General features: G+C 70.0%; 19 protein-coding genes. 10 read left to right on the plus strand and 9 right to left on the minus strand.

What is annotated here, in order from left to right; translation table 11 throughout:
- Window positions 1-158: 158 nt before the first annotated feature.
- Window positions 159-1,148, plus strand: a complete 990-nt coding sequence (gene moaA / locus P3L51_RS16655) for a GTP 3',8-cyclase MoaA (RefSeq protein WP_354606011.1) — start codon at window positions 159-161, stop codon at window positions 1,146-1,148.
- Here moaA and P3L51_RS16660 read toward each other — a convergent pair.
- The gene (locus P3L51_RS16660) at window positions 1,131-1,388 is read right to left on the minus strand and encodes a hypothetical protein (RefSeq protein ID WP_354606012.1); all 258 of its coding nucleotides are present in this window, start codon (window positions 1,386-1,388) and stop codon (window positions 1,131-1,133) included. The two genes, moaA and P3L51_RS16660, sit on opposite strands and share 18 nt — an antisense overlap.
- A gap of 256 nt (window positions 1,389-1,644) precedes the next feature.
- Entirely contained in the window at window positions 1,645-2,019 is a 375-nt protein-coding gene (locus tag P3L51_RS16665) for a DUF3099 domain-containing protein (protein WP_354606013.1), read from the minus strand.
- A 197-nt stretch (window positions 2,020-2,216) separates the two neighbouring features.
- Here P3L51_RS16665 and P3L51_RS16670 point away from each other — a divergent pair, with 197 nt between their 5' ends.
- The gene (locus P3L51_RS16670; RefSeq protein WP_354606014.1) at window positions 2,217-2,501 is read left to right on the plus strand and encodes a GlsB/YeaQ/YmgE family stress response membrane protein; all 285 of its coding nucleotides are present in this window, start codon (window positions 2,217-2,219) and stop codon (window positions 2,499-2,501) included.
- A 67-nt stretch (window positions 2,502-2,568) separates the two neighbouring features.
- Here the strand turns inward: P3L51_RS16670 and tyrS are convergent, their stop codons facing one another.
- The 3 genes from tyrS to P3L51_RS16685 all read right to left on the minus strand — a co-directional run bounded on the left by tyrS (window position 2,569) and on the right by P3L51_RS16685 (window position 6,824).
- Entirely contained in the window at window positions 2,569-3,846 is a 1,278-nt protein-coding gene (tyrS, locus tag P3L51_RS16675; protein ID WP_354606015.1) for a tyrosine--tRNA ligase, read from the minus strand.
- Between the two features lie 66 nt (window positions 3,847-3,912).
- Window positions 3,913-5,304, minus strand: coding sequence for a metallopeptidase TldD-related protein (locus tag P3L51_RS16680; RefSeq protein ID WP_354606016.1), 1,392 nt, complete (start codon window positions 5,302-5,304; stop codon window positions 3,913-3,915).
- On the minus strand, window positions 5,301-6,824 hold the full coding sequence (locus tag P3L51_RS16685) for a TldD/PmbA family protein (protein WP_354606017.1): 1,524 nt from the start codon (window positions 6,822-6,824) through the stop codon (window positions 5,301-5,303). Before P3L51_RS16685 ends, P3L51_RS16680 begins: the two co-directional genes overlap by 4 nt.
- Before the next feature lie 190 nt (window positions 6,825-7,014).
- Here P3L51_RS16685 and fabG point away from each other — a divergent pair, with 190 nt between their 5' ends.
- The 3 genes from fabG (at window position 7,015) to P3L51_RS16700 (ending at window position 9,118) form a co-directional block, all read left to right on the plus strand.
- Window positions 7,015-7,734, plus strand: a complete 720-nt coding sequence (gene fabG, locus P3L51_RS16690; protein ID WP_354606018.1) for a 3-oxoacyl-[acyl-carrier-protein] reductase — start codon at window positions 7,015-7,017, stop codon at window positions 7,732-7,734.
- Between the two features lie 4 nt (window positions 7,735-7,738).
- The gene (gene fabI, locus P3L51_RS16695; RefSeq protein ID WP_354606019.1) at window positions 7,739-8,509 is read left to right on the plus strand and encodes an enoyl-ACP reductase FabI; all 771 of its coding nucleotides are present in this window, start codon (window positions 7,739-7,741) and stop codon (window positions 8,507-8,509) included.
- Window positions 8,510-8,683: 174 nt separating this feature from the next.
- The gene (locus P3L51_RS16700) at window positions 8,684-9,118 is read left to right on the plus strand and encodes a hypothetical protein (protein ID WP_354606020.1); all 435 of its coding nucleotides are present in this window, start codon (window positions 8,684-8,686) and stop codon (window positions 9,116-9,118) included.
- Window positions 9,119-9,154: 36 nt separating this feature from the next.
- On the opposite strand, the gene P3L51_RS16705 is transcribed toward P3L51_RS16700, so the two are convergent.
- A complete protein-coding gene (locus P3L51_RS16705) occupies window positions 9,155-9,829 on the minus strand; it encodes a FadR/GntR family transcriptional regulator (protein ID WP_354606021.1) in 675 nt (224 codons plus the stop codon).
- A gap of 133 nt (window positions 9,830-9,962) precedes the next feature.
- Here P3L51_RS16705 and P3L51_RS16710 point away from each other — a divergent pair, with 133 nt between their 5' ends.
- The 4 genes from P3L51_RS16710 to P3L51_RS16725 all read left to right on the plus strand — a co-directional run bounded on the left by P3L51_RS16710 (window position 9,963) and on the right by P3L51_RS16725 (window position 12,394).
- Entirely contained in the window at window positions 9,963-11,261 is a 1,299-nt protein-coding gene (locus tag P3L51_RS16710; RefSeq protein ID WP_354606022.1) for a CynX/NimT family MFS transporter, read from the plus strand.
- Between the two features lie 17 nt (window positions 11,262-11,278).
- A complete protein-coding gene (locus P3L51_RS16715) occupies window positions 11,279-11,395 on the plus strand; it encodes an SGM_5486 family transporter-associated protein (protein WP_023542633.1) in 117 nt (38 codons plus the stop codon).
- Between the two features lie 188 nt (window positions 11,396-11,583).
- On the plus strand, window positions 11,584-11,790 hold the full coding sequence (locus P3L51_RS16720) for a hypothetical protein (RefSeq protein ID WP_354606023.1): 207 nt from the start codon (window positions 11,584-11,586) through the stop codon (window positions 11,788-11,790).
- Window positions 11,791-11,875: 85 nt separating this feature from the next.
- Window positions 11,876-12,394, plus strand: coding sequence for a SixA phosphatase family protein (locus P3L51_RS16725; RefSeq protein WP_354606024.1), 519 nt, complete (start codon window positions 11,876-11,878; stop codon window positions 12,392-12,394).
- An 85-nt stretch (window positions 12,395-12,479) separates the two neighbouring features.
- On the opposite strand, the gene serB is transcribed toward P3L51_RS16725, so the two are convergent.
- The gene (serB, locus tag P3L51_RS16730) at window positions 12,480-13,760 is read right to left on the minus strand and encodes a phosphoserine phosphatase SerB (protein WP_354606025.1); all 1,281 of its coding nucleotides are present in this window, start codon (window positions 13,758-13,760) and stop codon (window positions 12,480-12,482) included.
- A 286-nt stretch (window positions 13,761-14,046) separates the two neighbouring features.
- On the opposite strand from serB, the gene P3L51_RS16735 reads away from it, so the two are divergent.
- Window positions 14,047-16,665 carry an ABC transporter ATP-binding protein/permease gene (locus tag P3L51_RS16735; protein ID WP_435594467.1) on the plus strand — a complete coding sequence of 873 codons (2,619 nt, stop codon included), beginning with the start codon at window positions 14,047-14,049 and terminating at the stop codon, window positions 16,663-16,665.
- A gap of 132 nt (window positions 16,666-16,797) precedes the next feature.
- Here the strand turns inward: P3L51_RS16735 and P3L51_RS16740 are convergent, their stop codons facing one another.
- Together P3L51_RS16740 and P3L51_RS16745 are read right to left on the minus strand one after the other, a co-directional pair.
- The gene (locus P3L51_RS16740) at window positions 16,798-17,523 is read right to left on the minus strand and encodes a transglycosylase SLT domain-containing protein (RefSeq protein WP_354606027.1); all 726 of its coding nucleotides are present in this window, start codon (window positions 17,521-17,523) and stop codon (window positions 16,798-16,800) included.
- Window positions 17,524-17,783: 260 nt separating this feature from the next.
- Window positions 17,784-18,547 (minus strand): S-adenosylmethionine:tRNA ribosyltransferase-isomerase (locus tag P3L51_RS16745; RefSeq protein ID WP_354606028.1); only part of this gene is annotated, 764 nt, incomplete at its 5' end.

Here is an 18,547-nt window from a genome sequence, read left to right on the forward strand (position 1 = left end):
TACGACGCGGCCACGCCGCTCCTCGTGGCAAACGGCCCCCGTCGTTGTCGGAGGACTGCCGTAGGCTCGGAGGACCGGACGCGCCGGGCACCGAGGCGATCGGCGCGCACGGGTACGTCCAGAGGTATCAGGCGCACCACGAGGCAAGGGGGCTCACAGTGCTCATCGACACCTACGGCCGCGTAGCCACCGACCTGCGAGTCTCGCTCACCGACAAGTGCAATCTCCGGTGCACGTACTGCATGCCGGAAGAGGGCCTCCAATGGCTCGCGAAGCCCGACCTCCTCACCGACGACGAGATCGTCAGACTCGTACGGATAGCCGTGACCAGGCTGGGCGTCCGCGACGTCCGCTTCACCGGCGGTGAGCCGCTGCTGCGGCCCGGTCTCGTCGGGATCGTCGAGCGGTGCGCGGCCCTCACCCCCCGCCCCAAGATGTCGCTGACGACCAACGGCATAGGGCTGCGGCGCACGGCCGAGGCGCTCAGGACCGCCGGCCTCGACCGCGTCAACGTCTCCCTCGACACCCTGCGCCGTGACGTCTTCAAGACCCTGACCAGGCGCGACCGCCACCAGGACGTGCTCGACGGCCTGGCCGCCGCGCGCGAGGCCGGACTGACCCCCGTCAAGGTGAACACCGTGCTGATGCCGGGGCTCAACGGCGACGAGGCTCCGGAACTCCTCGCGTGGGCCGTCGACAACGGCTACGAGCTGCGCTTCATCGAGCAGATGCCCCTCGACGCCCAGCACGGCTGGAAGCGCGACGGAATGATCACCGCCGGTGACATCCTCCGGTCGCTGAGCACCCGCTTCACGCTCACCGAAGAGGCCGGCGGGGAGCGCGGATCGGCCCCGGCCGAGCGCTGGATCGTGGACGGCGGACCGCACCGGGTCGGCGTCATCGCCTCCGTCACCCGCCCGTTCTGCTCGGCCTGCGACCGCACCAGGCTCACCGCCGACGGTCAGGTGCGCAGCTGCCTGTTCGCCCGCGAGGAGACCGACCTGCGCGCGGCCCTGCGCTCGGACGCCACGGACGACGACGTCGCGACACTCTGGAAACTGGCGATGTGGGGCAAGAAGGCGGGCTCCGGCCTGGACGACCCGACGTTCCTCCAGCCCGACCGGCCCATGTCAGCCATCGGCGGCTGAGCGCTCCCGCTCCCACTCGGCCAGGGTGACCACGTCCTTGAGGAAACCGCGGACACCGAGGAACGACGACAGGTGTTCGCGGTGCTCGTCGCAGGCCAGCCAGGTCTTACGGCGCTCGGGCGTGTGCAGCTTGGGGTTGTTCCACGCCAGCACCCACACGGCGGCCGCGCGGCAGCCCTTGGCCGAACAGACGGGTCCGTCGGGACCGGAAGCGGCGCCGGGGAAATCGAAGAGGTCCACGCTCGCCAGCCTAGGGCGTGACCGGGGTGTCTCCGTCAACCGGTGATCCCTGGGGCGTACGCCCCGATCCGATCCCGGGAGAAAACGCCCCGAAAAAGGCGACGCCGAGCAGCCACGGGGGGAGCTGCCCGGCGTCGGTCCGTCGCTCCGACGGGGGATGCGGAGCGCCTACAAAGTATGTCACGGAGAATGGGGTCAGGTGCACCGGAACTTCATGATTGATCTGAGCTTTTCTTGAGCTTCGAGGCCGTCCGGCTCATGCCCGCTCACGCGGGGGAGCGGGCCGCTCGTAGTTCGCGGACCGCGCGTCGGATTCCGCTCCACCCGCCACGGGGGCGGGAGCGATCATCGGCCGGGCCTCCGGGGTGAGATGCGTCGACGGCAGCGAACGGGGCCTCTCCCGGCCTCCGTTGGCGAACACGACGGCCACGTAGGGCAGCAGGATACCCAGCACGAGGCCCGCAATCGCCACATACCGCTCAACATTCCACAGAACGACGGCCAGGATGATCCCGAGAGTGCGCACCAGCATGGAGATGACATAGCGCCGCTGTCTGCCGCGCACGTCCTCGTCGAGCCCCCGCCTCGCTCCCGTGATGTGGAAGACCTCGGCGCTGCGCTGCTTCCGCATCACGACCCACCATCCGATTTCCTCGCCGGCCGCTCCTGTCGCCGGACCCGCTCAACGTTACGCCCGCCGTCCGCCACCCACGAGAGGGGGACCGCGTCCCCGCCCGGCCACGTACGGCCCCGCTCCACATGCGGCGTACATGGGGCACACCCAGACTGGCCGCACATGCGCAGAGCGCGCCGCACGAGGAGGCGACCATGAGCTGGCTGTGGGCAATCATCGTGGGCCTGGTGCTGGGCCTGATCGCCAAAGCGATCATCCCCGGCAAGCAGCAGATCCCACTGTGGCTGACGACCGTCTTCGGCATCCTGGGCAGCATCCTCGGTAACGCCGCCGCGGGCTGGCTGGGAGTCGAGGACACCAAGGGCATCGACTGGACACGGCATGTGCTCCAGCTGATCGGCGCCGTCATCGTCGTGGGAGTGGGCGACATGCTCTGGTCGTCGTTCCGGGGCAACAGGAAACGGGCCGCCTCCCGATAGCGGGCGGACAGCGGTACGGCCCGGTACGCCACGCGCGTACCGGGCCGTACCGCTGTCCGGCGCCGGGTCAGGAAGCCGCGTCCGCCGTGACCTCGACCGCGGCCAGGTTCTTCTTGCCCCGGCGCAGCACCAGCCAGCGACCGTGCAGCAGTTCCCCGGCGTCCGGTACCGCTTCGGCGTCCGTGACCTTGACGTTGTTCACGTACGCCCCGCCCTCCTTCACCGTCCGCCGGGCCGCCGACTTGCTCGGCGCCAGCCCGACCTCGGTCAGCAGATCCACCATCGGCGCCAGCTCCGCCACCCGCGCGTGCGGCACCTCGGACAGGGCCGCCGCCAGCGTCGCCGCGTCCAGCCCGGTCAGCTCGCCCTGGCCGAACAGCGCCTTCGACGCCGCGACCACACCCGCGCACTGATCGGCGCCGTGGACCAGCGTCGTCAGCTCCTCGGCCAGCGCGCGCTGCGCCGCCCGGGCCTGCGGACGCTCCTCCGTCAGCTTCTCCAACTCCTCGATCTCCGCACGGGACTTGAAGCTGAAGATCCGCAGGAACTTCGAGACGTCCCGGTCGTCCGCGTTCAGCCAGAACTGGTAGAACGCGTACGGTGTCGTCCGCTCCGCGTCCAGCCAGATCGTGCCGGACTCCGTCTTGCCGAACTTGGTGCCGTCGGCCTTCGTGATCAGCGGGGTCGCCAGGGCGTGCACCGACGCGTCGGGCTCGACCCGGTGGATCAGGTCCGTACCCGCCGTGAGGTTGCCCCACTGGTCACTGCCGCCGGTCTGCAACGTGCAGCCGTAGCGCCGGTTCAGCTCCAGGAAGTCCATGCCCTGGAGGATCTGGTAGCTGAACTCGGTGTAGCTGATGCCCGCGTCGGAGTTCAGCCGCCGCGCGACCGCCTCCTTCGCGATCATCTTGTTGACCCGGAAGTACTTCCCGATGTCGCGCAGGAAGCTGATCGCCGACAGACCCGACGTCCAGTCCAGGTTGTTGACCATGGTCGCGGCGTGCGGACCGTCGAAGTCCAGGTACCGCTCGATCTGCCCGCGCAGCCGCTCCACCCACTCGCCGACGACCTCGGGCGCGTTCAGCGTGCGCTCCGAGTTCGGCTTGGGGTCGCCGATCAGACCCGTGGCCCCGCCGACCAGACCCAGCGGACGGTTCCCCGCCAGCTGGATCCGGCGCATGGTGAGGATCTGGACCAGATTCCCCAGGTGCAGGCTGGGCGCGGTCGGGTCGAAGCCGCAATAGAACGTGACGGGGCCGTCCGCGAACGCCTTGCGCAATGCGTCCTCGTCGGTGGACAGGGCGATCAGCCCGCGCCACCGCAGCTCCTCGACGATATCCGTCACGTTTCTCGCGTCTCCTTCGGTGAATGAGGTCCGTCCGGCGTCCGTGACGACGGAACGCCCCCGAGGTTATACGCCCCGGCTGACCGAACTCATGTTGAAATCCGGCACCCGCAGCGCGGGCATCGCGGCCCGGGTGAAGTAGTCGCCCCACTCGCGCGGCAGCGTCTTCTCCGTCCGGCCGGCCTCCGACGCCCGCGACAGCAGGCCGATCGGCGACTCGTTGAAGCGGAAGTTGTTCACCTCGCCGACGACCTCGCCGTTCTCCACGAGGTAGACGCCGTCGCGGGTCAGCCCCGTCAGCAGCAGCGTGGCCGGGTCGACCTCGCGGATGTACCACAGGCAGGTCAGCAGCAGCCCGCGCGTGGTACCGGCCACCATCTCCTCCAGCGAGCGCTCACCGCCGCCGTCGAGGATCAGGTTGTCGACCGGCGGCGCGAGCGGCAGCCCGGTCAGCTCCGCGCTGTGCCGGGTGGTGATCAGCCGGTCCAGCTTCCCGTCCCGGATCCAGTCGGTCGCCGTCAGCGGCAGGCCGTTGTCGAACACCGACGAGTCGTCGCCCGACGCGTGCGCGATCACGAACGGGGCGGATTCCAGGCCCGGTTCGTTCGGGTCGCTGCGCAAGGACAGCGGCAGCTCGGCGAGGGTGTCACCGACGCGGGTGCCGCCGCCGGGCTTGGAGAAGACCGTACGGCCCTCGGCCGCGTCCCGGGCGGAGGACGACCACAGCTGGTAGATCAGCAGATCGGCCACCGCGGTGGGCGGCAGCAGCGTCTCGTACCGGCCGGCGGGCAGCTCGATCCGGCGCTCCGCCCAGGCCAGGCGCTTCGCCAGCTCCGCGTCGAGCGCCGCCGGATCGACATCCTTGAAGTCACGCGTCGCCCGCCCCGCCCAGGCCGACCGCGACCGGTCGGGGGACTTGGCGTTCAGCTCCAGCGTGCCGTTGGGCTGGTCATGGCGCAGCCGTACACCCGTGGACGTACCGAGATACGTCGACGTCAGCTCATGGTTCGCGAAGCCGTACAGCTCACGGCCGCCGGCCCTGGCGCGGGCGAAGGACTCACCGAGCGCGGGCGCGAAGTCCGCGAAGACAGCCGACGTCGTCTCGGCGGGCTCGTCGGTGAAGTCCTCCGACACCGGCCCGGCCACGACGAGCGGCCGGGCGTCCTCGGCGGGGCCCGCGCCACGGGCGGCGGCCTCGGCGGCGCGCACCAGCGGCTCCAACTCGTGGGCGGTGACGGCGGATCGCGACACCACACCGGAGGCGGTGCCCTCCTTGCCGTCGACGGTCGCGATGACGGTGAGCGTACGGCCCCGGGTCAGGCCGTTCGTCGTCAGCGCGTTGCCCGCCCAGCGGAGGTTGGCGGTCGAATGCTCGTCGGCGATGACCACGCAGCCGTCGGCGGTCGACAGTTCGAGGGCCCGCTCGACGATCTCGTGCGGCTTGCTGCTCGTGCTCATCGTCCGGCCTCCTGCGTCGTGTTGAGGATGTTCACACCGCGGAACAGGGCCGACGGGCAGCCGTGTGAGACCGCCGCGACCTGGCCCGGCTGGGCCTTGCCGCAGTTGAAGGCGCCGCCGAGCACATACGTCTGCGGTCCGCCGACCGCCTCCATCGAGCCCCAGAAGTCCGTCGTCGTCGCCTGGTAGGCGACGTCCCGCAGCTGTCCGGCCAGCTTGCCGTTCTCGATCCGGAAGAACCGCTGCCCGGTGAACTGGAAGTTGTAGCGCTGCATGTCGATCGACCACGAACGGTCGCCCACCACATAGATCCCGCGCTCCACCCCGCCGATCAGATCCTCCGTGCCGAGACCGCCCGGATCCGGTTTCAGCGACACGTTCGCCATGCGCTGCACCGGCACATGGCCAGGGGAGTCGCCGTACGCGCAGCCGTTGGAGCGGTCGAAGCCCGTGAGCTTCGCGATCCGCCGGTCCAGCTGGTAGCCGACGAGCGTGCCGTCCTTGACGAGGTCCCACGACTGGGCCTCGACACCCTCGTCGTCGTACCCGATCGTCGCCAGCCCGTGCTCCGCCGTCCGGTCACCCGTCACATTCATGATCGACGAGCCGTACGCCAGCTTCCCCAGCTGGTCGAAGGTGGCGAAGGACGTCCCGGCGTACGCCGCCTCGTACCCGAGCGCCCGGTCCAGCTCCGTCGCGTGCCCGATCGACTCGTGGATCGTCAGCCAGAGGTTCGACGGGTCGACCACCAGGTCGTACGTCCCCGCCTCCACGCCCGGCGCGCGCATCTTCTCGGCGAGCAGCGCCGGGATCCGCTCCAGCTCCGAGTCCCAGTCCCAGCCGGTGCCCGTCAGATACTCCCAGCCCCGGCCGGCCGGCGGGGCGATCGTGCGCATCGAGTCGAACTCGCCGCTCTCGCCGTCCACGGCGACCGCCGAGAGCTGCGGGTGCAGCCTGACGCGCTGCTGCGTGGTGACGGTGCCCGCCGTGTCCGCGTAGAACTTGTTCTCGTGGACGGTCAGCAGCGAGGCGTCCACATGCGCGACGCCCTCCCCGCGCAGCAGCCGCGCGCTCCACTCCGCGAGAAGCCCCGTCTTGTCCTCGTCGGGTACCTCGAACGGGTCGATGTCGTACGCCGACACCCAGGTCTTCTCCGCGTGCACCGGCTCGTCGGCCAGCTCCACCCGCTCGTCCGAACCCGCCGCCGCGATCACCTTCGCCGACAACTTGGCCATCGCCACGGCCTGTCCGGCGACCCTGGCCGCCGCGTCCATCGTCAGGTCGACCCCGGACGCGAACCCCCACGCGCCGCCGTGCACCACGCGGACCGCGTACCCGACATCGGTGGAGTCCGACGACCCGGCGGGCTTGGCGTCCCGCAGCCGCCAGGCCGCGCTCCGTACCCGCTCGAACCGGAAGTCGGCATGATCGGCGCCGAGCGCCCGCGCCCTGGCGAGCGCCGCGTCGGCGAGCGCCCTCAGCGGCAGTGCCAGAAACGACTGATCGACCTCATGGGGCACGTCGGCCTCCCTTTCACACGCCTCGGTAAAGGTGTCCGCAGTGAATCATGCGGTACGGAGCGCGGTCCCGCCGCGTTTATGTAGGGACCCCACAGCGACCGTACCGAGGCGCTGTCAATGCCCGAGTCCACGGACCGCCGCCGCGACCGATAGGTTTTGCCAGTACCAGACAGCTACGAAAGGTGCTCTGTTGAGCCGCTCGGTTCTCGTCACCGGAGGAAATCGGGGCATCGGTCTTGCCATTGCCCTGGCGTTCGCAGGCAACGGCGACAAGGTCGCCATCACTTACCGCACGGGCGAACCGCCCAAGGTCCTGACGGAGTCGGGTTGCCTGGCTGTCCGGTGCGACATCACCGACGCCGAGCAGGTGGAGCAGGCCTACAAGGAGATCGAGGAGACGCACGGTCCTGTGGAGGTGTTGGTCGCCAACGCCGGTGTGACCAAGGACCAGTTGCTGATGCGGATGTCCGAGGAGGACTTCACCTCCGTCCTCGACACCAACCTCACGGGCACCTTCCGCGTCGTCAAGCGCGCCAACCGCGGCATGCTGCGGGCCAAGAAGGGCCGGGTCGTGCTGATCTCCTCGGTCGTCGGGCTCCTCGGCTCGGCCGGGCAGGCCAACTACGCGGCCTCCAAGGCCGGGCTGGTCGGCTTCGCCCGCTCGCTCGCACGTGAACTCGGCTCGCGCAACATCACGTTCAACGTCGTCGCGCCCGGTTTCGTCGACACCGACATGACCCGGGTCCTCACCGACGAGCAGCGCAAGACCATCGTCGCCAATGTCCCCCTCGGCCGTTACGCCCAGCCCGAGGAGATCGCGGCCACGGTGCGTTTCCTTGCCTCGGACGACGCCGCGTACATCACTGGAGCCGTCATTCCCGTTGACGGCGGATTGGGCATGGGTCACTGATCACATGAGTGGAATCCTCGCCGGCAAGCGCATTCTCGTCACCGGGGTCCTCACCGACTCCTCCATCGCCTTCCACGCGGCCAAGGTCGCGCAGGAAGAGGGTGCGGAGGTCATCCTCACCGGCTTCGGACGTCTCTCGCTCGTGGAGCGCATCGCGAAGAGGCTGCCCAAGCCCGCCCCGGTCATCGAGGTGGACGTCACCAACCAGGAGCACCTGGACTCCCTCGCGGACCGGATCCGTGAGCACCAGGGCGAGGGCGCGAGCCTCGACGGCGTCGTGCACTCGATCGCCTTCGGCCCGCAGGGAGTCTTCAACTTCCTGGAGGCGGAGTGGGAGGACGTCGGCACGGCCGTGCATGTCTCGGCGTACTCGCTCAAGTCGCTGACCATGGCCTGCCTGCCGCTGATGGAGCGCGGCGGCTCGATCGTCGGGCTCACCTTCGACGCGCAGTTCGCCTGGCCCAAGTACGACTGGATGGGCATCGCCAAGGCGGCGCTCGAATCCACCAACCGCTATCTCGCGCGTGACCTGGGCGCCCAGAACATCCGCTGCAACCTCATCTCGGCCGGCCCGCTCAGGTCGATGGCCGCCAAGTCCATCCCGGGCTTCGAGGAGCTGGCGGACGTGTGGAACCACCGCGCGCCGATCGGGTGGGACCTGTCCGACCCGGAGCCGACGGGCCGCGGCGTCGTCGGGCTGCTGTCGGACTTCTTCCCGAAGACGACGGGCGAGATCGTGCACGTCGACGGCGGCGTCCACATGATGGGTGCCTGACCGAAGGATTCACGACCCGCACGACCCGCACGACCTGGAGCCGCGTGACCGCCGTCCGGTGGTCACGCGGCTTCGTGCGTTCGCGTCGCGGATCGCGTTCGGTCACCGTCCGTGTCCGTCCGAGTCGAGAAGCGCGACGAATCCCCGCACACTGATCGGGGAGGAGGTGTCGCTGTGTACCGGAGAGCACGCAAGGCGGCTGCCTCACTGACGGTCGCGGTGCTGATCGTGGTGGGCCTCGCCGTCACCGCCGTCGTACGGGACGAGTCGCCGCCCCCGGTGGCCGGGACCTCGGCGGCGGGCGTGACCGGCGCCGATCGGGTGGCGGCGGACGCCGACAGTGACGATGACGGCGGCGAACGTGAGCGCGACCCGTTCGGAGCCTCCTGCCGTACGACGACCGAGGGCTCCCTGGTGACCGTGTTCTGCCACAACCCGTACCCCGGGACCGACCGCGTCCAGCTGCACATCGAGTGCGCGCGCTGGTGGGACGTCGACTCCGACAGCGCCCCCGCCGAGGCAGGGGCCGCCGGTTACGCCCGGCTCGCCGGGCGCTGCTGGAAGGAAGTCGAATCGGCCTGGGTCAGCCACGAGCGCGTCACGCCCTGACCGGACCCTCCCCTCGCTGTCGCCTCCAGGCCGCCGTCAGGCCGTCTCGCGGAGGCAGGTGAAGGCGTGGCTCGCCGCCTCCGTGCCCGCCGTCTCCGCGTCCCCGGCCCCGATCGCCGCCACCAGCCGCGCGTGGTCCAGATGGAACGCCGGCCGCAGCTCACACCCCACATCGGCGCGCAGCCCGTCCCGCAGCAGCTCGCTCAGGTCCGCGTAGAGCGCGGTGAGCACCTCGTTGTGCGAGGCCGCGACCACCGCCAGGTGCAGCGTCGCGTCCGCGGCCACGAACAGCTCGGCGTCCCCGCCCGCCCACGCCTCCTCGCGGCGCGCCAGCAGCGTCTCCAGCTGCCGTACGTCCCGCTCCGTACGCCGCTCGGCCGCCAGCCGCGCCGCCGAGGCCTCAAGGGTGGAGCGCACCTCCGCGATGTGCCGGGCGTCGGCGTCGGCGAACCGGCGGTGCATCACACCGGCCAGCTCGCTCGTGGCGATGACATAGGTTCCCGAGCCCTGCCGGATGTCCAGGAGCCCGTTGTGTGCCAGCGCGCGGACGGCCTCGCGGACGGTGTTACGGGCCACTTTGAGCTGCTCGACCAGCTCGGGCTCGGTGGGGATGCGTGAGCCCACCGGCCATTCGCCCGACGTGATCTGTTTCCGCAGCTCGGTGATCACCTGATCGGAGAGCGCGGATCGCCGGGGAGAGGTCAGGGCCATGGTGCTCCAGGTTCTCGGTGCCGGGGAGGACGTCGGGAGTCTGTCGTCGGGAGATCGTCGTGGGAGATTACCGCCGGCGGATTACCGCGGGCGGATTGGACAACCAATCATCCCATGATTCTATGATGGTCCCATGCTTGACGAGACCACGACCCCACTCGCGCCCCGTGAGCACGCCGCGCCCCCGCCCGCCGACCCTCCCGCGCCGTCACCCTCACCCCGGACGACCGGGTGGCTGACCCGGCTTCTCGTCGTGGGACTCGTCCTCGCCGCCGTCAATCTCCGCCCCGCCATCACCAGCCTCGGCGCGCTCCTCGAAGACGTACGCGTCGGACTCCATATGAGCGGCAGCGTCGCCGGGGTCCTCACCTCCGTACCCGCGCTCTGCTTCGCCGTCTTCGGCATCACGGCCCCGCGCCTCGCCCGCCGCTTCGGGCCCGGCGCCGTCGTCTGCGCGGGCATGGTGGCCATCACGGCGGGTCTGCTGATCCGCCCCTTCACCCACGGCACGGCCGCCTTCCTCGCGGCGAGCGCGCTCGCGCTGATGGGCATAGCCGTCAGTAACGTGCTGATGCCGGTGATCGTGAAGCGGTACTTCCCCGACCGGGTCGGCACCATGACCGGCCTCTACTCGATGTCGCTGTCCGCCGGCACCGCCGTGGCGGCGGCCGCGACCGTGCCCATGACCGCCGCGCTGGGCGGCAGTTGGCGACTGGGCCTCGGTCTGTGGGCCGTGGTCGCCGCCGTCGCCGTCCTGCCCTGGGCCGCGCTCCTTGTACGCGACCGGCGGAGCGCGGCGGCCACGGCCGACGTGGGGCGCCGGCGGGAGCCCGGGCCGGTCCCGGCGTCGGCACCGAGGATCGCCCGCAGCCGTACCGCCTGGGCGCTCGGCTGCTTCTTCGGGCTCCAGGCGACGGGCGCGTACATCACCATGGGCTGGATGCCGCAGATCTTCCGCGACGCGGGGGTCTCGGCCGGTACGGCGGGACTGCTGCTCGCCGTCACGATGGTGATGGGCGTGCCGCTGGCCTTCGTGATCCCGCGGCTGGCCACCCGTATGAAGAACCAGGGCCCGATCGTCATCGCCCTGGGCGCCTGCGGTCTCACCGGCTACGCGGGGCTCTTTCTGGCGCCCGCCGCCGGGGCCTGGGTGTGGGCGGTGCTGCTGGGCATCTCCAACTGCGCCTTCCCGCTGGCGCTCACGATGATCGGCATGCGCGCGAGGACCGGCGCCGGGGTCGTACGGCTGTCCGCCTTCGCACAGAGCACCGGCTATCTGATCTCCATTCCGGGGCCGCTGCTGGTGGGCGTGCTCTACCAGCACAGCGGCGGCTGGGAACTGCCCATCACGCTCATGGGCGGGCTGATGGTGCCGCAGATCATTCTGGGGGTCCTCGCGGGCCGGGACCGGACGATCGAGGACGAGTGCTGAGATGAGAAACTGGGCGCATGCCAGTCCTTGATCCGAATCCCCAGAACGGCCAGAAGAAACTCCTGCTGATGTTCGGCACGATCATCGGCATCATGGTCGTGATCGCCGTCATCGCCTCGATCGCCTCCCCCTGACGCCCCCGTCCCCTCAGCACCCCGATGCCTTCGGCGAGTGAGCCCCCAAAGAAAAGGGAGGGTGGTGCTGGCACCACCCTCCCCTAGGGGGCCAGGGTCAGGGTCAAGTGGGTGGGTCTCCGGATGGGAGGCCGGGCCGGTGATCCGTAGTTTTGAGGTACCTCAACCGCAGACCTACGGAGGCGGCCATGCCGGCCCCTACGCACACCCGGTCCCACCGCCCGTCCGCCCACGGCGTCGACATCCGTCTCCCCTGGTGGGCCGTCGTGCTCCCGGCCCTCGCGTTCGCCGCGCTGCTGCTGCTGATGGCCGGACCCGGCCAGGCCGCGGCCTCCGCCGGTGAGCCCGGCGTCGGCCATGTGGTGATCCAGATTCAGCAGACCCTCTCCCGGTAGCGTGGTCGCCGACCGCGTCACCCGTCGCGGGCGACCCCTCCAACACCCCGCGCCCGACGGCGCATTTCATGCGAAGCTGGGATGCATGAGCGTCGAAACACCCCGCAGGATTGTCCTACTCCGGCACGCGAAGGCCGACTGGCCCGAGGTGGCCGACCACGAGCGGCCGCTCGCCGAGCGAGGCCGCGCGGACGCCCCGGTGGCCGGTCGGCGGCTCGCGGAGACCGGTATCGCCGTCGACCTGGCTCTCTGTTCGACGGCGGCCCGTACGCGCGAGACCTGGAAGCTGGCGGTGCACGAGTTGCCGCACCGGCCCAGGACCGTCTATGAGGACCGGCTGTACGACGCCACGCTCGGCGATCTCCTCGCGCTGCTCACCGAGACGTCGGACGAGGTGAACGACCTCCTCCTGATCGGCCACAACCCCGGCATGCACGCCCTCGCCGACGCGCTCTCGGCCCGCGCCGAGGGCGACGCCCTGGGCCGGCTGACCGCGAGCGCGTTCCCGACCTCGGCGTTCGCCGTCATCGGTTTCACCGGCTCGTGGAAGACCGTGGAGCCCGACGTGGGGACGCTGCTCGAATACTGGGCCCCGCACGACTGACGCGAGTCACGACCCCCGACCGCCCCAACTCCCTTACGGACAGAGCCCCGGCACGGTGTGCGTGCCGGGGCTTCCTTCTCGCTCGTCAGAGGGCGGGCCGGACGTCAGGGCCGCCGGGTCGGTCGGAGGGACCCGCGACCGGTCCCGTCTCCGCCTCCGCGGCCTCCACCTCTTCGACCTCTTCGCGCGTGATCCCCAGCAGATACAGCACCGTGTCCAGGAACGGCACGTTCACCGCCGTGTGCGCGGCCCTGCGCACCACCGGCTTGGCGTTGAACGCGACCCCCAGCCCCGCCGCGTTCAGCATGTCGAGGTCGTTGGCCCCGTCGCCGATCGCCACCGTCTGGGACAGCGGCACCCCGGCCTCCGCGGCGAACCGTCGCAGCAGCCGGGCCTTGCCCGCCCGGTCGACGATCTCGCCCACGACGCGCCCGGTGAGCTTCCCGTCCACGATCTCCAGCGTGTTCGCCGAGGCGAAGTCCAGCCCGAGCTGGTCCTTCAGCCCGTCGGTCACCTGGGTGAACCCGCCGGACACGACGCCCACTTGGTAGCCGAGCCGCTTGAGCGTACGGATCAGGGTGCGGGCGCCGGGCGTGAGCCGTACCTCCGTGCGTACCTTCTCCACCACCGACGCGTCGAGTCCGGCCAGCAGCGCCACGCGGGCGTGCAGCGACTGCTCGAAGTCCAGCTCGCCCGCCATGGCCCTGGCCGTCACCTCGGCGACCTGCTCCTCGCAGCCCGCGTGCGCGGCGAACAGCTCGATGACCTCGTCCTGGATGAGGGTCGAGTCGACGTCCATGACGACCAGGCGCTGCGCCCGGTGGTGCAGCCCGGCCGAGACGACGGCCACGTCGACGCCGATCTCGGCGGCCTCGGTGGCCAGCGCGGTGCGCAGCGGTTCGGTCTCCGTGCCCGACACGGCGAACTCCACCGCCGTGACCGGGTACTTCGCCAGCCGGAAGATACGGTCGATGTTCCCGCCCGTCGAGGTGATACGGGCGGCGATGGCCGCCGTCGACTCGGCGGACAGCGGATGTCCGAGCACGGTGACATGGGAACGGCCGCTGCCGCGCGGCCTGTTGTCGCCGGTCCCGGAGATGATCTCGGCCTGGAGCTTCAGGGACTCGGCCCAGCTGTGGACGGTCGCGCGCAGCTCGCCCTCGGCGCCGGTGTCCGGCGCGGTGACGAGCGCGCACAGGACGATACGGCCACGGGTGACGACCTGCTCGATGTCTATGACGTCGAGGGAGTAGGCGGCGAGGGTGTCGAAGAGGCCGGCGGTGATCCCCGGGCGGTCCTTCCCGAAGATCTTGACGAGAAGCGTGGGGGCGGCGTCAGTGGTCTGACGGGGCTGCGATGCGCTCATGGTGTTACCACCGTATCGGGCGTGACGCGTGGGGCGACTCGGCGTCCCGCGTACCGGACACACGTCCGAGGGCGCGTCCGCGGACATGTCCCCGAACGCGTACCCCGGACGCGCCCCGCTGGTGGGATTTGAGCCCCTTCACTTACGTTTCGACGCGCCCCGGAGGGGATTTCGCGGTCTTCTCCGAGGCCTGACTTTCGTATAAGGGGGCGGGCCTGAAATAGTTCCCCACGATGTTCGCCATCCCTAGACTCCCCGTGATGGGGAGTAACCCGGGGGACAACCAGTGGGGCATGGAGTGCCGGAACTCGTACTTGAAATGAACGGAAGGACCTGGACGCTCGACCAGTCCAGGTCATACACCCTGGGACGTGATCCGCAGGGCGACCTGGTGATCGATGACGCCCGGGTCTCGTGGCGTCACGCCACCATCAGCTGGGGGGGCCGTAGTTGGGCGATTGAGGACCACGGCAGCACCAACGGCACCTATGTGCGGGGCCAGCGGATCCACCAGATGGAAATCGGTCCTGGTACCGCTGTACATCTCGGCAACGCGACCGACGGACCGCGGCTGAATCTCAACGGCGCGGCGGCCGGTGCCCATCAGGCCCAGGGCACACCGCCCCAGCAGGCCCAGGCGCCGCAGCCGCAGCACGCGCCCGCGCAGCCGCAGCAGCAGGGCAGCCCCGGATGGGCCCCTCAGCAGCAGCCTCCTCAGCAACAGGGCTGGCCGCCCCAGCAACAGCAGCAGCAGCCGCCCCCACAGCAGCAGCAACCTCAGCACGGTCACGTACCGCGGCAGCACGCGGGGCCGGGGGGCCCCGGTGCCGGCGGTCCCGGTGGTCATGGCGGTTCGGGCATCGGTGGCGCGGCGGGGGCGCCGCCGGTGTACGGGGACCGCAGCCCGACCACCTTCCACCAGGTGGCTCTCGGCCGGGTGATGCGCATCGGCCGTGCGCTGGAGAACGAACTGGTCGTCTCCGACCTCCAGGTCTCCCGTCTGCACGCCGAGTTCACCTCGACGCCCGACGGCCGTTTCCAGATCCGCGACCTCGGATCCCACAACGGCACGTACGTCAACGGTCAGCCGATCACCAAGTCCGGTACGGCGCTCATCGGCCCGAACGACATCGTGGGCGTCGGTCACTCGACCTTCCGCCTGGTCGGAGACCGGCTGGAAGAGTTCGTCGACACCGGTGAGGTCTCGTTCTCCGCCCGCCACCTCACGGTGACGGTCGACGGTGGCAAGCAGATCCTCAAGGACGTCTCCTTCGGCGTCCCCGAGAAGTCGCTCATCGCGGTCATCGGCCCCTCGGGCTCCGGCAAGTCCACGCTCCTCAAGGCGCTCACCGGCTACCGGCCCGCCAACGAGGGCGACGTCCTGTACGACAACAGGAATCTGTACAAGCAGTTCGCCGAGCTGCGCCAGCGCATCGGTCTGGTCCCGCAGGACGACATCCTGCACAAGGAGCTGACCGTACGGAAGGCGCTCAAGTACGCGGCCAAGCTCCGGTTCCCCGGTGACACCGCCGAGTCCGAGCGCGAGGCCCGTATCGACGAGGTGCTGCGCGAGCTGAAGCTCGACATCCACAAGGAGAAGCGGGTCACCTCGCTCTCCGGCGGCCAGCGCAAGCGCGTCTCCGTCGCCCTCGAACTGCTGACCAAGCCGTCGCTGATCTTCCTGGACGAGCCGACCTCCGGTCTCGACCCGGGCATGGACCGCGACGTCATGCAGCTCCTGCGCGGCCTCGCCGACGACGGCCGTACGGTCCTGGTCGTCACCCACTCCGTGGCCGAGCTGGCGATCTGCGACAAGCTGCTCGTCATGGCGCCCGGCGGCTCGGTCGCGTACTTCGGACCGCCGGAGGAGGCGCTCAACTTCTTCGGCTACACCACCTGGGCCGATGTCTTCTCGGCCTTCGAGAACTACCGCGACTACGACTGGGCGGGCCGCTGGCGCGGCTCGCAGCACTACCAGATGTACGCCGCCGACATCGACGCCGTCGCCGCGCAGTCGGTCCACATGCCGTCGCCGCAGCAGATGCGCCCGCCGAAGCCCCAGAGCTGGGGCTCCCAGCTGTGGACGCTGATCCGCCGCTACACCTCGGTGCTCGCCTCCGACCGCGGTTTCCTCGCCCTGATGGTGATATTGCCCGCCGTCATCGGCGTGGTGAGCGTCGTGATCCCGGCCGAGTACGGTCTGGGACCGCCCGAGGCGCCCGCCAGGTTCAACGGCAAGGCCGGGACGATCCTGCTGGTCCTCGCGGTCGGCATGTGCTTCTCGGGGTCGGCGAACTCCGTCCGGGAACTGATCAAGGAACGGGTCATCTACGAACGGGAACGGGCCACCGGCCTCTCCCGCTCGGCGTATCTGATGTCCAAGGTCATCGTGCTCGGGGTGATCACGGCGTTCCAGGGTGTGATCCTCTGCGGGATCGGCTTCGCGCCGCGCGCGCTGCCCGACGAGGGCCTGCTCATGCCGCCGGCCGTCGAGATGTGCGTCGTGATCATCGCGCTGGGCTTCACGTCGATGATGTTCGGTCTGGTGATCTCCTCGCTGGTGAAGACCTCCGAGAAGACCATGCCGCTGCTGGTCATGTTCGCGATCGTCCAGGTCGTCTTCACCGGCACGCTCTTCCAGGTCTACGGTTCGCCCGGCCTGGAGCAGTTCGCCTGGCTGATGCCCTCGCGCTGGGCGATCGCCGGCGCCGGCTCGACCCTCGACCTGGCGCATCTGATGCCGCCGTGGGAGCCCAAGAGCCCCAACGACCTGGACCCGCTCTGGGACCACTCGGTGGCGCAGTGGGGCTTCAACCTGACGATTCTGCTGCTCATCGGAGTCGCGTGCGGGGTCGTGGTGGCGCGGTTGCTGCGCCGCCACGAGCCGGAGGTCATGCGCAAGTAACGCGGAAGAACGCGGACGGACGAGGTCGGACACGCAAGCCGCCGGTGGGCGGCACCCCGTGAAGGGGTGCCGCCCACCGGCGTCTGTGCGTGTCGTGCGGGGGCCTACGGCCTGTCGTACGGCGGCAGCGGCTCAGTACGCGCTGTCGACGTTGTCGATCGTGCCGTAGCGGTCGGCGGCGTAGTTGGCCGCGGCCACGATGTTGGCGACGGGGTGGTACTGGCTGTCGGGCGTGCCCTTGACGTGGTACGTGTCGAAGGTCGGCTTGATCACCTGGAGCAGGCCGATCGACGGGACGCCGTTCTTGGCGTTGATGTCCCAGTTGTTGATCGCACGCGGGTCACCGCTGGACTCACGGATGATGTTGCGGTGCAGACCCTCGTACGTGCCGGGGATCTTCTCCTTCTTCATGATGGACAGGGCTTCCTTGATCCATCCGTTCAGGTTGTTCGCGTAGGTGGGCTTGCGGTCGGCGGAGCGGTTGGCCTTCGCCTTCTCGGCGGCGCGCTTCTTCGCCTTCGCCGCGGCCGTTTCCTTGGCGTCGGCCTTGGCGGCCTTCGCCTTCGCCGTCGACTGCTGTTTCGCGTGAATCTCCGCGACGCGGTCGGCGATGCTGTGCTGCTTGGTCAGGCTCTCGTGCACGGATGAGGCCTGGCCGCCGTTGCTCGAGGCGCTCCACGCCATCGGCGCGGTGGACACGGAGCCGGCTACGGCCTTGCCCTTGCCCTCGGCTTCGGCGGATGTGTTGCCCGGGACCAAGGAGAGAGAGACGGCCGCGGCGGCGACGACTGTCACGCCGGCGATCGAGAGCTTGTGGCTCTTGTTCAGACGGTTGCCAGGGGTGCTGGACGCGGTCATACGACATACCTCTTCGAATAGCGGGAGTCGCGGAGGCCGGTCGGCCAGGTGCCTTTCTTCGGCGGCGACGGATGCAATTCTTAGCGGCAGCAAAAACATGTGGCAAAGGTGGGATGTACGACCCGTGGTAGTTGAAAGAGGTGCAAAAGAGACACCTCGCTACCCGCTCACGCCCCATTTATGCCGGTCGATATGTCCACTACGTACCTTCGTAAGTGATCTGGGTCCTATGTGCGGCGTCACATTGGCCCGGGCTGTTCTCACCAGAAGTTGCTGGCGCAACTCGGAGAGTGAGCGGTCTCGTCCGGGAGGACGAGGTGGACGTCGCCGAACTCGTGCCAGAGGTAGAGATGCCGTAGCGCCTCGGTGTAGGCGCACTCCAGCGCCTGTCGTCCGGCGATGGCCTCCAGCATCAGCAGGTGCGAGGCCTCGGGCTCGTGCAGCCCGGTCAGCAGCCCGTCGACGACGCGCACCCCGCGCCGCGGCGTGACCACCAGATCCGTCCAGCCCGACGCCGCCCGCACGGTCCCGCCGGGACCGGCCGCCGACTCCAGCGCCCGTACGGCCGTCGTCCCGACGGCGACGATCCGCCCGCCGCCGGGGCCGGCCTTCGCGGCGTTCACCAGCCGGGCCGTCGCCGCCGGCACCTCGAAGCGCTCCGGGTACGGCGGCTCGTGCGCCTCCGCCGACGCCACCCCCGTGTCCAGCCTGATCGGCGCGAACTGCACGCCCCGGCTCACCAGCTCCGCCACCAGCCGGGCGGTGAACGGCCGGCCCGCGCTCGGCATCTCCGCCGAGCCCGACCCGTCGGGGGAGGGGAGCGCGAAGACCGTCTGGTACGCCGAGAGCGGCTGGTCCCGCTCCGTGTACCCGTAGCGGATGGGCCGGCCGTGGCGCCGCAGCAGCCCCGCCACGTCCCCGCCGGCCACCCGCGCCCACCACAGCCGGGTGCCCACCGGGTCCAGCGGCTCCTCCAGTACGAGGCGCCCGCCGCCCGGCAGCCGTACGACCGCCCCGGACCTGT

The organism is Streptomyces panacea (genome assembly GCF_040560175.1).
In the GTDB taxonomy this organism is placed as follows: Bacteria; Actinomycetota; Actinomycetes; order Streptomycetales; family Streptomycetaceae; genus Streptomyces; species Streptomyces panacea.